General features: G+C 49.6%; 8 protein-coding genes. All 8 read left to right on the top strand.

The annotated features are described in order from the left end of the window. Positions 1–118 precede the first annotated feature (118 nt). The gene (locus tag ACO6VG_RS11500) at positions 119–2,194 is read left to right on the top strand and encodes a hypothetical protein (RefSeq protein ID WP_422473967.1); all 2,076 of its coding nucleotides are present in this window, start codon (positions 119–121) and stop codon (positions 2,192–2,194) included. Between the two features lie 81 nt (positions 2,195–2,275). Further along, the gene (locus tag ACO6VG_RS11495; protein ID WP_422473965.1) at positions 2,276–2,602 is read left to right on the top strand and encodes a hypothetical protein; all 327 of its coding nucleotides are present in this window, start codon (positions 2,276–2,278) and stop codon (positions 2,600–2,602) included. 117 nt (positions 2,603–2,719) lie between these two features. Further along, entirely contained in the window at positions 2,720–4,954 is a 2,235-nt protein-coding gene (locus ACO6VG_RS11490) for a hypothetical protein (RefSeq protein ID WP_422473963.1), read from the top strand. Then, on the top strand, positions 4,920–7,394 hold the full coding sequence (locus ACO6VG_RS11485) for a hypothetical protein (RefSeq protein WP_422473961.1): 2,475 nt from the start codon (positions 4,920–4,922) through the stop codon (positions 7,392–7,394). The genes ACO6VG_RS11490 and ACO6VG_RS11485 overlap by 35 nt, the downstream gene beginning before the upstream one ends. A 119-nt stretch (positions 7,395–7,513) precedes the next feature. Next, positions 7,514–10,192 carry a hypothetical protein gene (locus tag ACO6VG_RS11480; protein WP_422473959.1) on the top strand — a complete coding sequence of 893 codons (2,679 nt, stop codon included), beginning with the start codon at positions 7,514–7,516 and terminating at the stop codon, positions 10,190–10,192. A gap of 156 nt (positions 10,193–10,348) precedes the next feature. Continuing rightward, entirely contained in the window at positions 10,349–12,220 is a 1,872-nt protein-coding gene (locus tag ACO6VG_RS11475) for a hypothetical protein (RefSeq protein ID WP_422132388.1), read from the top strand. A 117-nt stretch (positions 12,221–12,337) separates the two neighbouring features. Further along, entirely contained in the window at positions 12,338–14,320 is a 1,983-nt protein-coding gene (locus ACO6VG_RS11470) for a hypothetical protein (protein WP_422473957.1), read from the top strand. Positions 14,321–14,438: 118 nt separating this feature from the next. Next, a complete protein-coding gene (locus tag ACO6VG_RS11465) occupies positions 14,439–16,538 on the top strand; it encodes a hypothetical protein (RefSeq protein ID WP_422473956.1) in 2,100 nt (699 codons plus the stop codon). Positions 16,539–16,568 lie beyond the last annotated feature (30 nt).

The following is a 16,568-nucleotide window of genomic DNA, read 5'->3' as shown; positions in this document are numbered from 1 at the left end:
AAGTAACGATAAAGTAACATCCTTATTCTCCTGGTCTATCCTTCCTTTCTGTAAAACAGAACGCAAGGATAGAATTATTAAGTTCTCACTCTCTGCGGCACTGCTGTTGCTGCTACCGTTGTTGCCCGTCATCGGCCACGGCGAACCGTTGACAAAGCATTTTATTGTCGAACTTCAAGAGAGTGCAGGCCCTGCCAACAAACATGGCCATGCAAGACAAGATTTACCGCCCGATAAAAAACGACAAATATCCAACAATCACGGAGTAAAAAAAACCATCATAGAGTTGATTTCCTGGCAATGCCTCTATGCCACGAGTCTGCTGGTTGCCTTCGAACTGACCTTTACTACCAGGGACGCCAAGCCTCTGAGCTCCATACCTTGTTCATGGCTACCGGTAGAAGCGGCTATAGCTGTCGGTTGGTTTTTAAAAAGTTATTGGAGTATCGATTTACTGCTGTTTAACCCTCTGGGACGTCAAGAGAAACATCAAGAGGCGACATCCATCCTGAGACGGGGGGATCAGCCATTTAGCAACCTCGCTATAACCTTTGGCTCTGGAAATAATCAACAACCCTGTGTGCAACAGGACCAACCCTCAGAATCAACCGGCCAGCAGACCTCGCTGGCCATAAGTTATTTCACCAGAGTCCTGTCTTCTCGCTCGAGTGACGGTAACGAAGACCCTCAACAACAGCAACATACTCTGGATTTAAATTGCTTCGTCCAACCCTGTTATGGTGTCTGTAAATTCCAACCATCTTCCGAAAGCACGGAGCCAGCTGAATGGTCGCTGAACTGTGAAGACGGGGTCGCCTCAGACGGGGTCGCCCCGAACTCAATGGCTACAAAGACAACCGATAGGGGAGCCTCTACCGGGCAGGCAACCTGCAACGTGGTAGTGGTTGGGGAGGTCGGGCAGCTGCTGCAATGCAAGAGAATCTTCAAAACTGCTCAAGCCCTGCGTAATCACAAAAAAAGAGTCCATTCCAGGCAAAAAATCTGTGACGCGCCCGTGTTCAGGGAAGATGGCCAGCCGCAGCCATGCGGAAGAGTCTACAAAAATGCTGATTCTCTGTCGTCTCACAAAAGACTCTACCACACCAGGCAACAAACCTGTGACGTGACCGTGGTCGGGGAGGATGGTCATCAGCCGTGCGGGAAAGTCTGCAAGAATGCTGCAGCCCTGAAACATCACAAAAGCACATTCCACAGCGAGCAAAAAACCTGTGACTCAACAGTGGTTGGGGATAATGGCCAGCCGCGACCATGTGGGAAAGTCTGCAAGAATGCTGCAGCCCTGTCACAACACAAAAGCACACTCCACAGCGGGCAAAAAACCTGTGACTCAACCGTGGTTGGGGATAATGGCCAGTCGCGACCATGTGGGAAAGTCTGCAAGAATGCTGCAGCCCTGTCACGACACAAAAGCATATTCCACAGCAGGCAAAAAACCTGTGACTCAACCGTGGTTGGGGAGAATGGCCAGCTGCAGCCATGTGGAAAGGTCTGCAAAAATACTCATTCTCTGTCGTCTCACAAAAGAAACTTCCACACCGGGAAACAAATCTGTGCCGTCAATGTGATCGGGGGAAATGGTCAGCAGCAGCCATGCGGAACAGTCTGCAGGAGTGCTCAAAACCTGTCGGAACACAAAAACAAATTCCACGGCGAGCAAAAAACCTGTGACGAGGCCATTATCGGGGAAGATGGCCAGCCGCAACCCTGCGGGAGGATCTGCAAAAATACTTATACCCTGTTGTACCACAGATACAGAGTCCACGGCGAGCAAAAAATCTGTGACGCGATAACAGTAGGGGAAGATGGCAAGCAGCGACAATGCAAGAAGGTCTGCAAAAATGCTCTGGCACTGTCGGTTCACAAAAGCAAATACCACAGAGGGCAACAAAACTGTGACGTGTCCGTGGTCGGGGAAGATGGCCTGCCGCAGCCATGCGGGAAAGTCTGCAAGAATGCCAGTGCTCTCTCCGTTCACAGAAGCAGATACCACAACGGGCAACAAACCTGTAACACGATCGTAGTTGGGTTGGACGGCCAGCCGCAGCCATGCGGGAAGGTCTGCAAAAGTGCTAAAGATCTCTTGAGTCACAAAGGAACACATCGAAAACGCAAGCCTGTTGATGTGAAACAGGATGATGATCTCAGTAATCCAAAAGGCGAAGCCGACAGGTAATGGTCTTCGACTGTAGGTTTTCTTGACATCCTCCCCACCCTAAAGAGGGTATCGCAAAACTCTCTCCGGCGTGGGAACGCGTTGACTCCCGTCATTGCCGACTTCATTCTCGTCATTCCCGGCTTCATTCTCGTCATTCCCGACTTCATTCTCGTCATTCCCGGCTTCATTCTCGTCATTCCCGGCTTCATTCTCGTCATTCCCGCGAAGGCGGGAATCCACACTGACTCTCCACCAGAACCATACTGCCCGGTGTCCCCCTGGCCTTGTCATCCCCGAGAAGGCAGAGATCCACCGTTGGCGCTGGATTCCCGCCTTCGCGGGAATGACGACTTCAGAGCGCGAGAACGAGCTGTTGAAGTTTTGCGACACCCTCTAAAAGTACGGGGTTTTACGCTCATTCGATAAAGTAACGATAAAGTAACATCCTTATTCTCCTGGTCTATCCTTCCTTTCTGTAAAACAGAACGCAAGGATAGAATTATTAAGTTCTCACTCTCTGCGGCACTGCTGTTGCTGCTACCGTTGTTGCCCGTCATCGGCCACGGCGAACCGTTGACAAAGCATTTTATTGTCGAACTTCAAGAGAGTGCAGGCCCTGCCAACAAACATGGCCATGCAAGACAAGATTTACCGCCCGATAAAAAACGACAAATATCCAACAATCACGGAGTAAAAAAAACCATCATAGAGTTGATTTCCTGGCAATGCCTCTATGCCACGAGTCTGCTGGTTGCCTTCGAACTGACCTTTACTACCAGGGACACCAAGCCTCTGAGCTCCATACCTTGTTCATGGCTACCGGTAGAAGCGGCTATAGCTGTCGGTTGGTTTTTAAAAAGTTATTGGAGTATCGATTTACTGCTGTTTAACCCTCTGGGACGTCAAGAGAAACATCAAGAGGCGACATCCATCCTGAGACGGGGGGATCAGCCATTTAGCAACCTCGCTATAACCTTTGGCTCTGGAAATAATCAACAACCCTGTGTGCAACAGGACCAACCCTCAGAATCAACCGGCCAGCAGACCTCGGTGGCCATAAGTTATTTTACCAGCGTCCTGTCTTCTCGCTCGGGTGACGGTAACGAAGACCCTCAACAACAGCAACATACTCTGGGTTTAAATTGCTTCGTCCAACCCTGTTACGGTGTCTGTAAATTCCAACCCTCTTCCGAAAGCACGGGGCCAGCTGAATGGTCGTTGAATTGTGAAGACGGGGTCGCCTTAGACGGGGTCGCCTTAGACGGGGTCGCCTTAGACGGGGTCGCCTTGGATCGAGCCAACACGGAGTCAATGGGTTCAGGGGCAACCAATACATCGGCCCCTGCCTGGCAGGCATGCAACATGATAGTGGTCGGAAAGGATGGCCAGCTTCGGCAATGCGAGAAAGTCTTCAAGAGTGCTCAAACCTTGTCGAATCACAAAAGAACAGTCCATTCCAGGCAAAAAACCTGTGACGTGACCGTGTTCAGGGAGGATGGCCAGCTGCAGCTATGTGGAAAGGTCTGCAAAAATGTTAACTCTCTGTTGTCTCACAAAAGAAACTTCCACACCGGGAAACAAATCTGTGACGTCAAAGTGATCGGGGAGAATGGCCAGCAGCAGCCATGTGGAAGAGCCTGCAGGAATAATCAAGAACTGTCGTATCACAAAAAAATATTCCATAGCGAGCAAAAAACCTGCGACGTGACAATGATCGCGGAAGACGGCAAGCCGCAACCATGCGGGACGGTCTGCAAGAATGCCCACACCCTGTTGTCCCACAAATACAGATTCCACGGCAAGCAACAAATCTGTGACATGATAGTCGTTGGGGAAGGTGGCAAGTTTCGACAATGCAGGAAGGTCTGCAAAAATCCTCCTGCCCTGTCGGCTCACAAAAGCAGATACCACAGAGGGCAACAAACCTGTGACGTGACCGTGGTTGGCGAGGATTACCAATCATGGCCGTGCGGAAGGGTCTGCGAGAGTGCTCAAAGCCTGTCAAATCACAAACGCAAATTCCACAGCGGCCAAAAAGCCTGTAACTCGACCCTGATTGGCGAGAATGACCTGCCGCAGCGATGCGGGGTAGTCTGCAAGGATTCTCAAACTCTTTCGGATCACAAAAGAAGAGACCACACCGGGCAAAAAATCTGTAGCTCTAACGTGATTGGGGAGGATGGCCAAATGAGGCCATGCGGAAATATCTGCAAGAATGCTAAAGCCCTGTCTACTCACAAAAGCACATTCCACAGTGGACCAAGAACCTGTAACTCAACCGTGGTTGGGGATAATGGCCAGCCGCGGCCATGCGGGATGGTCTGCAGGAATTATGGAGCTCTGTCGGATCACAAAAGAAGAAACCACACCAAGCTAAAAATCTGTGACGTGACACTGGTCTGGGAGGATGGCCAGCCACGTCCATGCGGGAAAGTCTGCAAGAATGCCAGTGCCCTCTCCATTCACAAAAGCGGATACCACACAGGGCAAAAAAAATGTGACGTGACCGTGATTGGTGAGAATCAGCAACCGCGACCATGCGCAAAAGTCTTCAAGTGTGCTCGAGCCCTGTCAAATCACAAAAGCAATTGCCACAGCGGACAAAAAACCTGTAACACGACCGTGATTGGGGTGGAAGGCCAGCCGCAGCCATGCGGGAAGGTCTGCAAAAATAATAAAGATCTCTCAAATCACAAAAGAACACATCGAAAACGCAAGCCTGTTGATGTGAAACAGGATGATGATGTCAGTGGTCCAAAAGGTAGAGCCGACAGATAACGCTCTTCAACTGAAGGTTATTGACAGAGTAACACCCTTATTTTTCTGGTCTATCCTTCCTTTCTGTAAACCAGAACGCAAGGGTAGAATTATTGAACTCTCACTCCATGCGGCACTGCAGTTGCTGTCAGCTTTATTGCCCGTCATCGGCCAGGCCGAACCGTTGACAAGCCATTTTATTGTCGAGCTTCAACAGAGTGCAGGCCTTCCAAAACAGAGCTTTTCAATAAACCCAGAACAGCGTACATGGTCGTATATCCCGTCTGGCCCTGCCTGCCAAAACGGCTATGCAAGGCCAGATTTAGCCACCGATAACACACGACAAATAACCCCCAATTATGGAGTAAAAAAAACTATCATTGAGTCGATTTCCTGGCAATGGCTTTACGCCACGAATCTGCTGGCTGCCTTCGACCCGCCCCTAATTACCAGAGACCTCACACCTCTGGGCTCCACACCCTGTTCATGGCTACCGGTAGAAGCGGCTGTAACTGTCGGTTGGTTTTTAAAAAGTTATTGGAATCTCAATTCACTGATGTTTAACCCGATAGAACATCAAGAGGAACAACAAGAGGCGACATCCATCCTGAAACAGGAGAATCAGCCATTTAGCAACATCGCTATAATGTTTGGCTCTGGAAATAACCAACAACCTTGTCAGCAACAGGACCAGCGATCAGAATCAACCGGGCAGCAGACCCCGATGGCCGTAAGCTATTTTACCAGCGTCCTGTATTCTCGCTCGGGGGACGGTAATGAAGATCCTCAACAGCAGCAGCACACATTGGGTTTAAATTGCCTCGTCCAGCCCTGTTATGGCGTTTGTATATTCCGACCATCTTCCGAAAGCACGGGGCCAGCTGAATGGTTGTTGAATTGTGAAGACGGGGTCGCCTTAGACGGGGTCGCCTTAGACGGGGTCGCCCTAGACGAGTTCGCCCTAGACGAGTTCGCCCTGGACGAGTTCGCCCTAGACGAGTTCGCCCTGGACGAGTTCGCCCTAGACGAGTTCGCCCTAGACGAGTTCGTCTTTGACGGGGTCGCCTTAGACGGGGTCGCCTTAGACGGGGTCGCCCCGAACTCAATGTGTGCAGGAACAACCGAGACAAGAGCCTCTGCCGGGCAGATAACCTGCAATGTAGAAGTAGTAGTTGGGGAGGGTGGCCAGCTTCAGCAATGCGGGAGAGTCTTCAAGAATGCTAAAGCCCTGTTGATTCACAAAAGTAAATTACACAGCGGGCAAAAAACCTGTGACTTGGCCATTATCGGGGAAAATGGTAAGTCGCAACCATGTGGGAAAGTCTACAAAAATGCCCTTGCCCTCTCCGTTCACAAAAGCGGATACCATACCGGGCAACAAACCTGTGATTTAACCACAGTCGGGGAGTATGGTCAGCAGCGGCCATGCGGGAAAGTCTGCAAGAATGCCCTTGCCCTGTCCGTTCACAAAAGCGGATACCATAGCGGGCAAAAAATCTGTGACTTTCCCCTGGTTGGCGAGGACAACCAACTGCGGCCATGCGGAACAGTCTGCAAAAATGCTCATTCTCTATGGTCTCATAAAAGAAACTTCCACCCCGGGAGACAAATCTGTGACGTCACTGTGATCGGGGTGAATGGCCAGCAGCAGCCATGCGGAACTGTCTGCAGGAGCGCTAGCCTGACGTATCACAAAGACAAATTCCACGGAGGGCAAAAAATCTGTAGCGTGACCGTGGTTAGCGAGGATCAGCAATCATGGCCATGCGGAAGGGTCTTCCGGAGTGCCCAAACCCTGTCAAATCACAAATACAAATTCCACAGCGGCCAGAAAACCTGCAACTCGATCGTGATTGGGGAGAATAACCTGCCACGACCATGTGGGTTAGTCTGCAGGGATTCTCGGGCTCTTTCGGATCACAAAAGAAGACACCACACCGGGCAAAAAACCTGTAACTCTAAAGTGATTGGGGAGGATGGCCAACTGCGGCCATGCGGAAATATCTACAAGAATGCTAAAGCCCTTTCAACTCACAAAAGCTCATTCCACAGTGGAGAAAGAACCTGTAATTCTAGCGTGATTGGGGAGGATGGCCAGCTGCGGCCATGCGGGATGGTCTGCAGGAGTTATGGAACTCTGTCGAATCACAAAAGAAGGGACCACACCGGGCCAAAAACCTGTGACGAGATCCTGGTCGGAAAGGAGGGTCAGCAGCAGCCATGTGGGAAAATTTGCAAGAATGCCAGTGCTCTCTCCGTTCACAAAAGCAGATACCACAGCGGGCAACAAACCTGTAACACGACCATGCTTGGGGTAAACGGCCAGCAGCGGCGATGCGGGAAGGTCTGCAAAAGTGCTCAAGATCTCTCGAATCACAAAGGAACACATCGAAAACGCAAGCCTGTTGATGTGAGCCAGAACGCTGACCTCAGTGCTTCAGAAGGTAAAGCCAACAGGTAATGATCTTTAATTGAAGGTTTTTGATGGAGTAACACCCTTATTTTCTTGATCTATCCTTCCTTTCTGTAAACCCGATCGCCAAGGATAAAATTATTAAACTCTCACTCTCTGCAGCACTGTTGCTGCTACCGTTGTTATCTGTCTTCAGTCAGGCCGAACTGTTGACAAAGCATTTTATTGTCGAGCTTCAAAAGAGTGCAGGTCTTCCAAACCAGAGCTTTTCAATAAAGCCATACCAGAGTAAATGGTCAGATAACCCTTCAGGCCTTGCCGACACAAACGGTTATGCAAGATCAGATTTACCACCCGACAATAGACGGCAGATAACTAACAATTACGAAGTAAAAACAACCATTATTGAGTCGATTTCCTGGCGATGGCTTTACGCCACGAATCTTCTGGCTGCCTTCGAACTCATCTTTATCACCAGAGTCTCTCCTCTGAGTTCAACATCTTGTTCATGGCTACCGGTGGAAGCGGCTATAGCTTTCGGTTGGATTTTAAAAGACTATTGGAGCCCCGGCATACTGCTGTCTGACCTGATGAAGCATCAAGAGGCGACATCCATCCTGAGACAAGGGGATCAACCATTTACCAACATCGTTATAATGTTTGGCTCCGACCATAACCAACAACCTTGTCAGCAACAAGACCAGACAACAGAATCTTCCGGCCAGCATGCCACGCTGGCCACAGGCTACTCCACCAGCGTCCTGTATTTTCGCTCGGTTGACGGTAACGAAGACCCTCAACAACAGCAGCATACTTTGGGTTTAAATTGTTTTGTCCAAACTTGTTGTGGCGTCTGTAAATTCCGACCATCTCCCAAAAGCATGGAACCAGTTGAACGGTCTCTGAATTGTGAAGACGGGGTCGCCCCAGACGGGGTCGCCCCAGACGGGGTCGCCCAGAACTCAATAGCTGCAGGGGCAACCAATACACCAGCCCCTGCCGGGCAATCAACCTGCAACGTGATGCTGGTCGGGAAAGATGGTCTGCTTCGACAATGCAAGAGAGTCTTAAAGAGTGCCAAAGCCCTGTCGAATCACCAAAGAAGAGTCCATACCAGGCAAAATATCTGTGAAGTGATCGTATTCAGGAAGGATGGCCAGCTGCGCCCCTGTGGAAAGGCTTACCAAAATGCTAATTCTCTGTCGTCTCACAAAAGAAGCTTCCACACCGGGCAACAAACCTGTGATGTTACCGTGACCAGGGGGAATGGCCAGCAGCTGTCATGCGGAAAGATCTGCAAGAGTGCTCAAGCCCTGTCAATTCACAAAAGCAAATTCCACAACGGGCAAACAACCTGTATAGAGAAAATTGTCGGGGAAGATGGCAGGCCACGGCCATGTGGGAAGGTCTTCAAGAATGCTTATGCAGTGTCGCTTCACAAAAACAGAGTCCACGGCAAACAACAAATCTGTGACGTTACAGTGATCGGAAAAAATGGCCAGTTGCTGCCATGCAGGGCAATCTGTAAAAACGCTAAAGCTTTTTCGGATCACAAAAGAAGATTGCATAGCGGGCAACAAACCTGTGACGTGACCTTGGTCGGGAAGGATGGTCAGCAGAAGCCATGCGGGAAAGTCTGCAAAAGTGCCTGTGCCCTCTCCGTTCACAAAAGCGGATACCACACCGGACAAAAAACCTGTGACTTTACCTTCTTTGGCGAGGATCAAAGACCGCAGCCATGCGGAAAGGTCTGCAAGAATGCTCAAGCCCTGGCAAGTCACAAAAAGAGATCGCACAGCGGGAAAAAAACCTGTGACTCAGCTGTGGTAGGTAAGGATGGCCAGCCGAGGCCATGCGGGATGGTCTGCAAGAATTACGAGACTCTGTCGGATCACAAAAGAAACTTCCACGCCGAGCAACAAATCTGTCAATTGACCGTGGTAGACGGAGATCAACAACTGCGGCTATGCGGAAAGGTCTTCAAAAGTCCTCAAGCCCTGTCAAGTCACAAAAGCAGACTCCACAGTGGGCAAAGAACCTGTTATACGACAGTGATTGGTGAAGATGGCCAGCTACTACCATGCAGGACAGTCTGCAAGAATGCTAAAGATTTTTCGAATCACAAAAGAAGACTCCACACCGGGCAAAAGGTATGTGAACTAACTGTGGTCGAAAAGGATGGTCGGCAGCAGCCGTGCGGTAGAGTCCTCAAGAGTGTCTTTGACTTCTCCGTTCACAAAAGCAGATACCACAGCGGACAACAAACCTGTGACTTTCCCCTGGTTGATGAGGATCACCAATCGCGGCCATGTGGAGAGGTCTGCAAGAATGCTCAAGCCCTGTCAATTCACAAAAGCAAATCGCACAGTGGGCAAAAAACCTGTGACTTTACCGTCGTTGGGAAAGGCGGCCAGCCGCGACCATGCGGGAAGGTCTGCAACAACCGCAGAGCACTGTGGGATCACAAAAGATGCCAACACACCAGGCAAAAAACCTGTGACGTGACCATGGTTGGCGAGGATCACCAACCGCGTTTGTGCGCTAAGGTCTGCAAGAGTGCTCAAGCCCTGTCAACTCACAAAAGCAAATTCCACAGCGGGCAAAGAGCCTGTGACTCGACCGTGATTGCGAAGGATGGCCAGCCGCAGCCATGCGGGATGATATGCAGGAACTCTGGAGCTCTGTCGTATCACAAAAGAAAAGAGCACAGCGGACAACAAACCTGCAACGAAATCCTGATCACAGAGGATGGCCAGTCAGAGCTATGCGGGATGGCCTGCAAAAATGCTCAAGATCTCTCAAGTCACAAAAGAGTACATCGAAAACGCAAGCCTGTTGATAAGTAGGACAATAACCTCACTCATCCAGAAGCTAAAACGAATCAGTAATGATCTTTAACAGAGAGACTTTGACAGAATACGTCCTTATTTTCTTGATCTATTCTTCTTCTCTGTAAACCAGAACGCAGTGATAGTATTATTAAACACTCATTTGCGGCATCGATGTTGCTGTTAGCGTTGCTGCCTGTCATCGGCCAGGCCGAATCGTTGAAAAAATGTTTTACTGTCGAATTTCAACAGATTAAAGGCCTTCCAAGCCAGAGCTTTTTTATAGAACCAGACAAAAGTACATGGTCGGATAACCCGTCAGACTTTGCTGAAACAAGCAGCTATGCAAGACCAGATTTATCAACGGATAGTATACGACACAAAAATAACAGTTACAGAGTAAAAACAACAATCATTGAGTCGATTTCCTGGCAACGGCTTTATGCCACTAACCTGCTGGTTGCTTACGAACTGACCCTGACCACCAGATGCACACCGCTGGCCCCCACCGCTTATTCATGGTTACTGATAGAAACGGTTCTCGCTGTCGACTGGATGTTAAAAACTGTTTGGAACCCCGATTCACCTCTGTTTAAACCAATTGAACTACAGCCGTCATCTATATTGACACAGGGGGGGCACATATTTGCGATCACCACTGTGGAGCCAGGCTCTGGACAAGGGCAACAACAAGGCCAGCTATCACAATTAGCTGACCAACAGACCAAACAGCCAACCCGCCAAACTGCAAGCGCTATGAGCCACGCCCTCTATTCCTGCCCCGGCGATGGTAATGGAGACTCTAAACAACACTCACATACTCTGGGTTTAGATTGTTTCGTCCATCCCTGTCATGGCGTTTGCAGGCTACGAACTTCGTCCGATCCTACACATTCAATGACTACAGGGACTGCATGTGCTGACCCTGTAGTGTCACTGAGAGATGAAGTTCCAACGCCCGGGAATTTGCCTGCCAGCACTGAAGATCTGATTATAGTCGAGGGGTTACTCAGTCTGAGTAAATACAAACCTCACGAAGAAACCGAAATTTCCTTTACACCTGTCCATATCACATTCCCAATGGCGATTTCAGCAACCCGACAAACAACAGGATCACCCCAATGGGGCCAAAGCCCGCCTCGTCTTTCCCGGACAGGCACCAGACAAGTCACTGACCACAGCGGGAATCGAACCTGTTACGAGACCCTGTCGGGGGATAATGGTCAGCAGCGACCATGTGGTAAAATCTGCAAAAGTACTTCGGCCCTGAAGGTTCACAAAAGCAGATACCATAGCGGGAAAAGAAGCTGTTACACGGCCGTGGTTGGAGAGGATGGTGGAAAGCGACAATGCGGAAAGATCTGCATCAATGCTCAAGCACTGTGGGAGCACAAAAAAAGAGACCACAGCGAGCGACAAATCTGTGACGTAACAGTGGTCAAAAAGGATGGCAAGCAGGGACCATGCGGGAAGATCTACAAGAATGTTCCTACCCTGTCGATACACAAAAGCAGATACCATACCGGGCAAAGAACCTGTCAGTTGACAATAGTCAGGGAGGATGGCCAGCAGCGGTCATGCGGAAAGGTCTGCAACAATCTTCAAGCCCTCACGGATCACAAAAAAAGAGACCATACCGGGCGACAAAGCTGTGACTCAAGAGTGGTCAAAATGGATGGCCAGCAGCGACTATGCGGGAAGGTCTGCCAGAATGCTCGCACCCTTCTGGATCACAAAAGAAACACCCACAGCGGGCCAAAAACCTGCGACTTAACAGTGGTAGGACAGGATGGCCCGCCGCAGCAATGCGGAAAAATCTTTAAGAGTTCCCAGGCCCTGTCAACTCACAAAAGCAGATTCCACAGCGGGCGAAAGAGCTGCGACTCGACCGTGGTTGGGGAAGATGGCCAGTCACAGCCATGCGGGAAGGTCTGCATAAGTGCTAAAGCTCTCTCGAATCCTGAAAGAATACATCGAAAACGCAAGCCTGATGATGTGAACCAGGATGATGACCTCAGTGCTCCAGGAGGTAAAACCAAAAGGTAATGATCACTACAAGAATTTTTTTACAAAAAAATATCTTTATTTTCCTGATCTATCCTTGCTTTCTGTAAACCAGAACACAAGGATAGAATTATTAAACACTCACTCTTTGCGGCATCAATGTTGCTGCTACTGTTGTTATCTGTCATCGCTCAGGCCGAATCGTTAACAAGGGGTTTTGTCCTCGAGCTTCAACAGGATCCTGGCTCTCCAAACCAGAGTTTTTTTATAAACTCAGACCCGCTTACATTGTCGGGCAAACCGTCAGTCATCACCAAAAGCTATTCAGGATCAGATTTTCCACCTTATGACAAACGACAAAGACCTGACAGTAACAGGGTAAAAACACCCCTTATCGAGTCCATTTTCTGGCAATGGCTTTACGCCACTGATCTGCTGGTTACCTACGAACTGACCCGGGCCACCAGAGGTACAGCACTGAGCCCCACTCCTTATTCATGGCTACTGATAGAAATGGCTGTCGCTGTCGGCTGGTTTTTACAAAGTTATTGGAACCCCGATTCATTGCTGTTTAAACCATTTGGTATACATATGTCGTTTATATTGACATTGGAAGATCACAGGTTTGTGATCACCACCATGGTGCCTGGCTCTGAACAACAGCAACAACAAGGCCAGCTATCACAATCAACTGGCAAACAGGCCCCACAAGCCAGCAGCCAACCTGCAAGCGCTTTCAACAGTCCCCTGTATTCTGGCTCTGCCGACGGTAACGGAGACTCTCAACAACAGTCACATACTTTGGGTTTAAATTGTTTCGTCCATCCCTGTCATGGTGTTTGCAAGTTCCGATCATTATCGGATCATACCTATTCAATGAGTGCATGGACTGCTTGTGCTGACCCTATCGGACCACCCGGTAATAAAGCAACAATACCCGGGAATTTGCCTGCCAGCGCTAATGACTGGATTATAATCCAGGGGCTTCTCATTCTGGGTCAGCACGGAACTGACAATGAAAACGAAATTTCCTCTACACCTGCTCACTTTACCCCCTTAATGGTGACTTCAGAAACACAACAAACCGCTACAGAAACACCTCAATGGGGTCAAAGGCCACCTGGTCTTTCCCGGACAGTCACCGGGCAGGCCACTGAACAAAGCGAGAAACTAATCTGTGACCTGACCCTGTGCGTTGAGAATGGTCAGCAGCGATCATGTGGAAAGTTCTACAGGAATGCTCATGCCCTGTCACTTCACAAAAACGGATACCACACTGGGCATAGAACCTGTGACGTGACTGTGGTCGGGGAAGATGGTAAGGAACGATCATGCGGAACATTCTGCAACAATGCTGCTGCCCTGACGAGGCACAAACAAAAAGAGCACTCCGGGCAACAAATCTGTGACACAACAGTGGTCAGGAAGGATGGTCGGCAGCGACCTTGCGGGAAGGTCTGCAAGAACGCCATAGCTCTGTCGAAACACAAAAGACACATCCACAGCGGACAAAGAACCTGTGTCATAAAAGTAGTCAGGGAGAACGGGCAACAGCAGCCATGCGGGAAGGTCTGCAAGAATGTACAAGCCCTGTTGGCTCACAAAATAAACAACCATAGCGAGCAAAAAACCTGTGACCTGACCGTGATCGGGGAGGATGGTCAGCAGCGGCCATGCGCAAAGGTCTGCAAGAATGGTCAATTACTTTTGTATCACAAAAGAAGCCTCCACACCGGGCAACAAACCTGTGACCTGACTGTGATCGGCGAGCATCACCAGCCGCAGCCATGTGGAAAGGTCTGTAGTAGTACTCAAGCCCTATTAATACATAAAAGCAGATTCCATACCAGGCAAAGGACCTGTCAGGTAAAAATAGTCGGGGAGGATGGTCAGTCACGACCATGCGCGACGCTCTGCAAGGGTATTGGAGCACTTTCGGATCACAAAAGAAGAGACCACACCGGAAAACTAACCTGCAACGTGATCCTGGTTCCAGAGGATGGCCAGCCGCAGCAATGCGGGAAGGTCTGCATAAGTGCTAAAGCTCTCTCAAATCACAAAAGAACACATAGAAAACGCAAACCTGTTGGTGGAAACCAGGATGTTGAAATCATTGCTCCAAAAGGCAAAGCCAACAGGTAAAGATCCTTAACAGGAGGTATTTGGTAAGGAAACACCTTGATTTTCTTGATCTATCCTTCCTCTCTGAATACCAGAACGCAGGGATAGAATTATTAAACATTCACTCTTTGCAGCACCAATGTTGCTGCTACTGTTGTTATCTGTCATCGGTCAGGCCGAACCGTTAACAAGGGGTTTTGTCCTCGAGCTTCAACAGGATCCTGGCTCTCCAAACCAGAGTTTTTTTATAAACTCAGACCCGCTTATATTGTCGGGCAAACCGTCAGTCATCACCAAAAGCTATTCAGGATCAGATTTTCCACCTTATGACAAACGACAAAGACCTAACAGTAACAGGGTAAAAACACCCCTTATCGAGTCCATTTTCTGGCAATGGCTTTACGCCACTGATCTGCTGGTTACCTACGAACTGACCCGGGCCACCAGAGGTACAGCACTGAGCCCCACTCCTTATTCATGGCTACTGATAGAAATGGCTGTCGCTGTCGGCTGGTTTTTACAAAGTTATTGGAACCCCGATTCATTGCTGTTTAAACCATTTGGTATACATATGTCGTTTATATTGACATTGGAAGATCACAGGTTTGTGATCACCACCATGGTGCCTGGCTCTGAACAACAGCAACAACAAGGCCAGCTATCACAATCAACTGGCAAACAGGCCCCACAAGCCAGCAGCCAACCTGCAAGCGCTTTCAACAGTCCCCTGTATTCTGGCTCTGCCGACGGTAACGGAGACTCTCAACAACAGTCACATACTTTGGGTTTAAATTGTTTCGTCCATCCCTGTCATGGTGTTTGCAAGTTCCGATCATTATCGGATCATACCTATTCAATGAGTGCATGGACTGCTTGTGCTGACCCTATCGGACCACCCGGTAATAAAGCAACAATACCCGGGAATTTGCCTGCCAGCGCTAATGACTGGATTATAATCCAGGGGCTTCTCATTCTGGGTCAGCACGGAACTGACAATGAAAACGAAATTTCCTCTACACCTGCTCACTTTACCCCCTTAATGGTGACTTCAGAAACACAACAAACCGCTACAGAAACACCTCAATGGGGTCAAAGGCCACCTGGTCTTTCCCGGACAGTCACCGGGCAGGCCACTGAACAAAGCGAGAAACTAATCTGTGACCTGACCCTGTCCGGTGAGAATGCTCAACAGCGACGATGCGGAAAGGTCTGCAAGACTTCTCATGCCCTGTCGCTTCACAAAAGCAGATACCACAGCGGGCACAGAACCTGTGCCGTGACTGTGGTCGGGGAGGATGGTAAAGAGCGATCATGCGGAAAAGTCTGCAACAATGCTAACGCCCTGACGAAGCACAAACGAAAAGATCACTCCGGGCAACAAATCTGTGACACATCAGTGGTCAGGAAGGATGGTCGGCAGCGACCTTGCGGGAAGGTCTGCAAGAACGTAATAGCTCTGTCGGAACACAAAAGAAACATCCACAGCGGGCAAAAATCCTGTGACCTGACTGTTGCCGGTGAAGATAGCCAGCTGCGGCTATGCGGATTGGTCTGCAATAATACTCAAGCCTTGTCTTATCACAAAGTCAGAGAGCATCGCGGTCAACAAACCTGTAAGCTAATTATGGTCGGAGAGGATGGCCAGCAGAGGCCATGCGGGAAAATCTGTAAAAATGCCTATAGCCTGTCATATCACAAAAGAAAAGAGCACAGCGGGCAACAAACCTGTGAACTGACCCTTGTCGGGGAGGATGGCCAGCCACAGCCATGCGGGACGACCTGTAAAAATGCCCAAGCCCTGTATTATCACAAAATCAAAAACCACACCCGGCAACAAACCTGCAACGTGAATCTGGTCACGGAGGATGGTCTGAAGCGGCCATGTGGGACGACCTGTAATAATGCCCTGGCCCTGTCATATCACAAAAGAAGAGACCACACCGGGCAACAGACCTGCAACGCGATTCTGGTCACGGAGGATGGCCAGCTGCAGCCATGTGGGACGACCTGTAATAATGCCCTGGCCCTGTCATATCACAAAAGAAGAGACCACACCGGGCAGCAAACCTGCAACGTGGCCCTGATCTCAGAGGATAGCCAGCCAAAGCTATGCGGGAGGGTCTGCAAAAACGCTGATGCTCTCTCGAGTCACAAAAAAAGACATCGAAAACGCAAGCATGATGATGTGAACCAGGATGATGACCTCAGTGCTCCAAGAACTAAAACCAACAGGTATTGACATCCTCCCCGCCCTAAAGAGGGTGTCGCA

This window comes from Endozoicomonas sp. ALB032 (assembly GCF_049310125.1).
Taxonomy (GTDB): Bacteria; Pseudomonadota; Gammaproteobacteria; order Pseudomonadales; family Endozoicomonadaceae; genus Endozoicomonas_A.
Note: the sequence above shows the minus strand (reverse complement) of the source record. Positions and strands in the feature narration are given on the sequence as shown.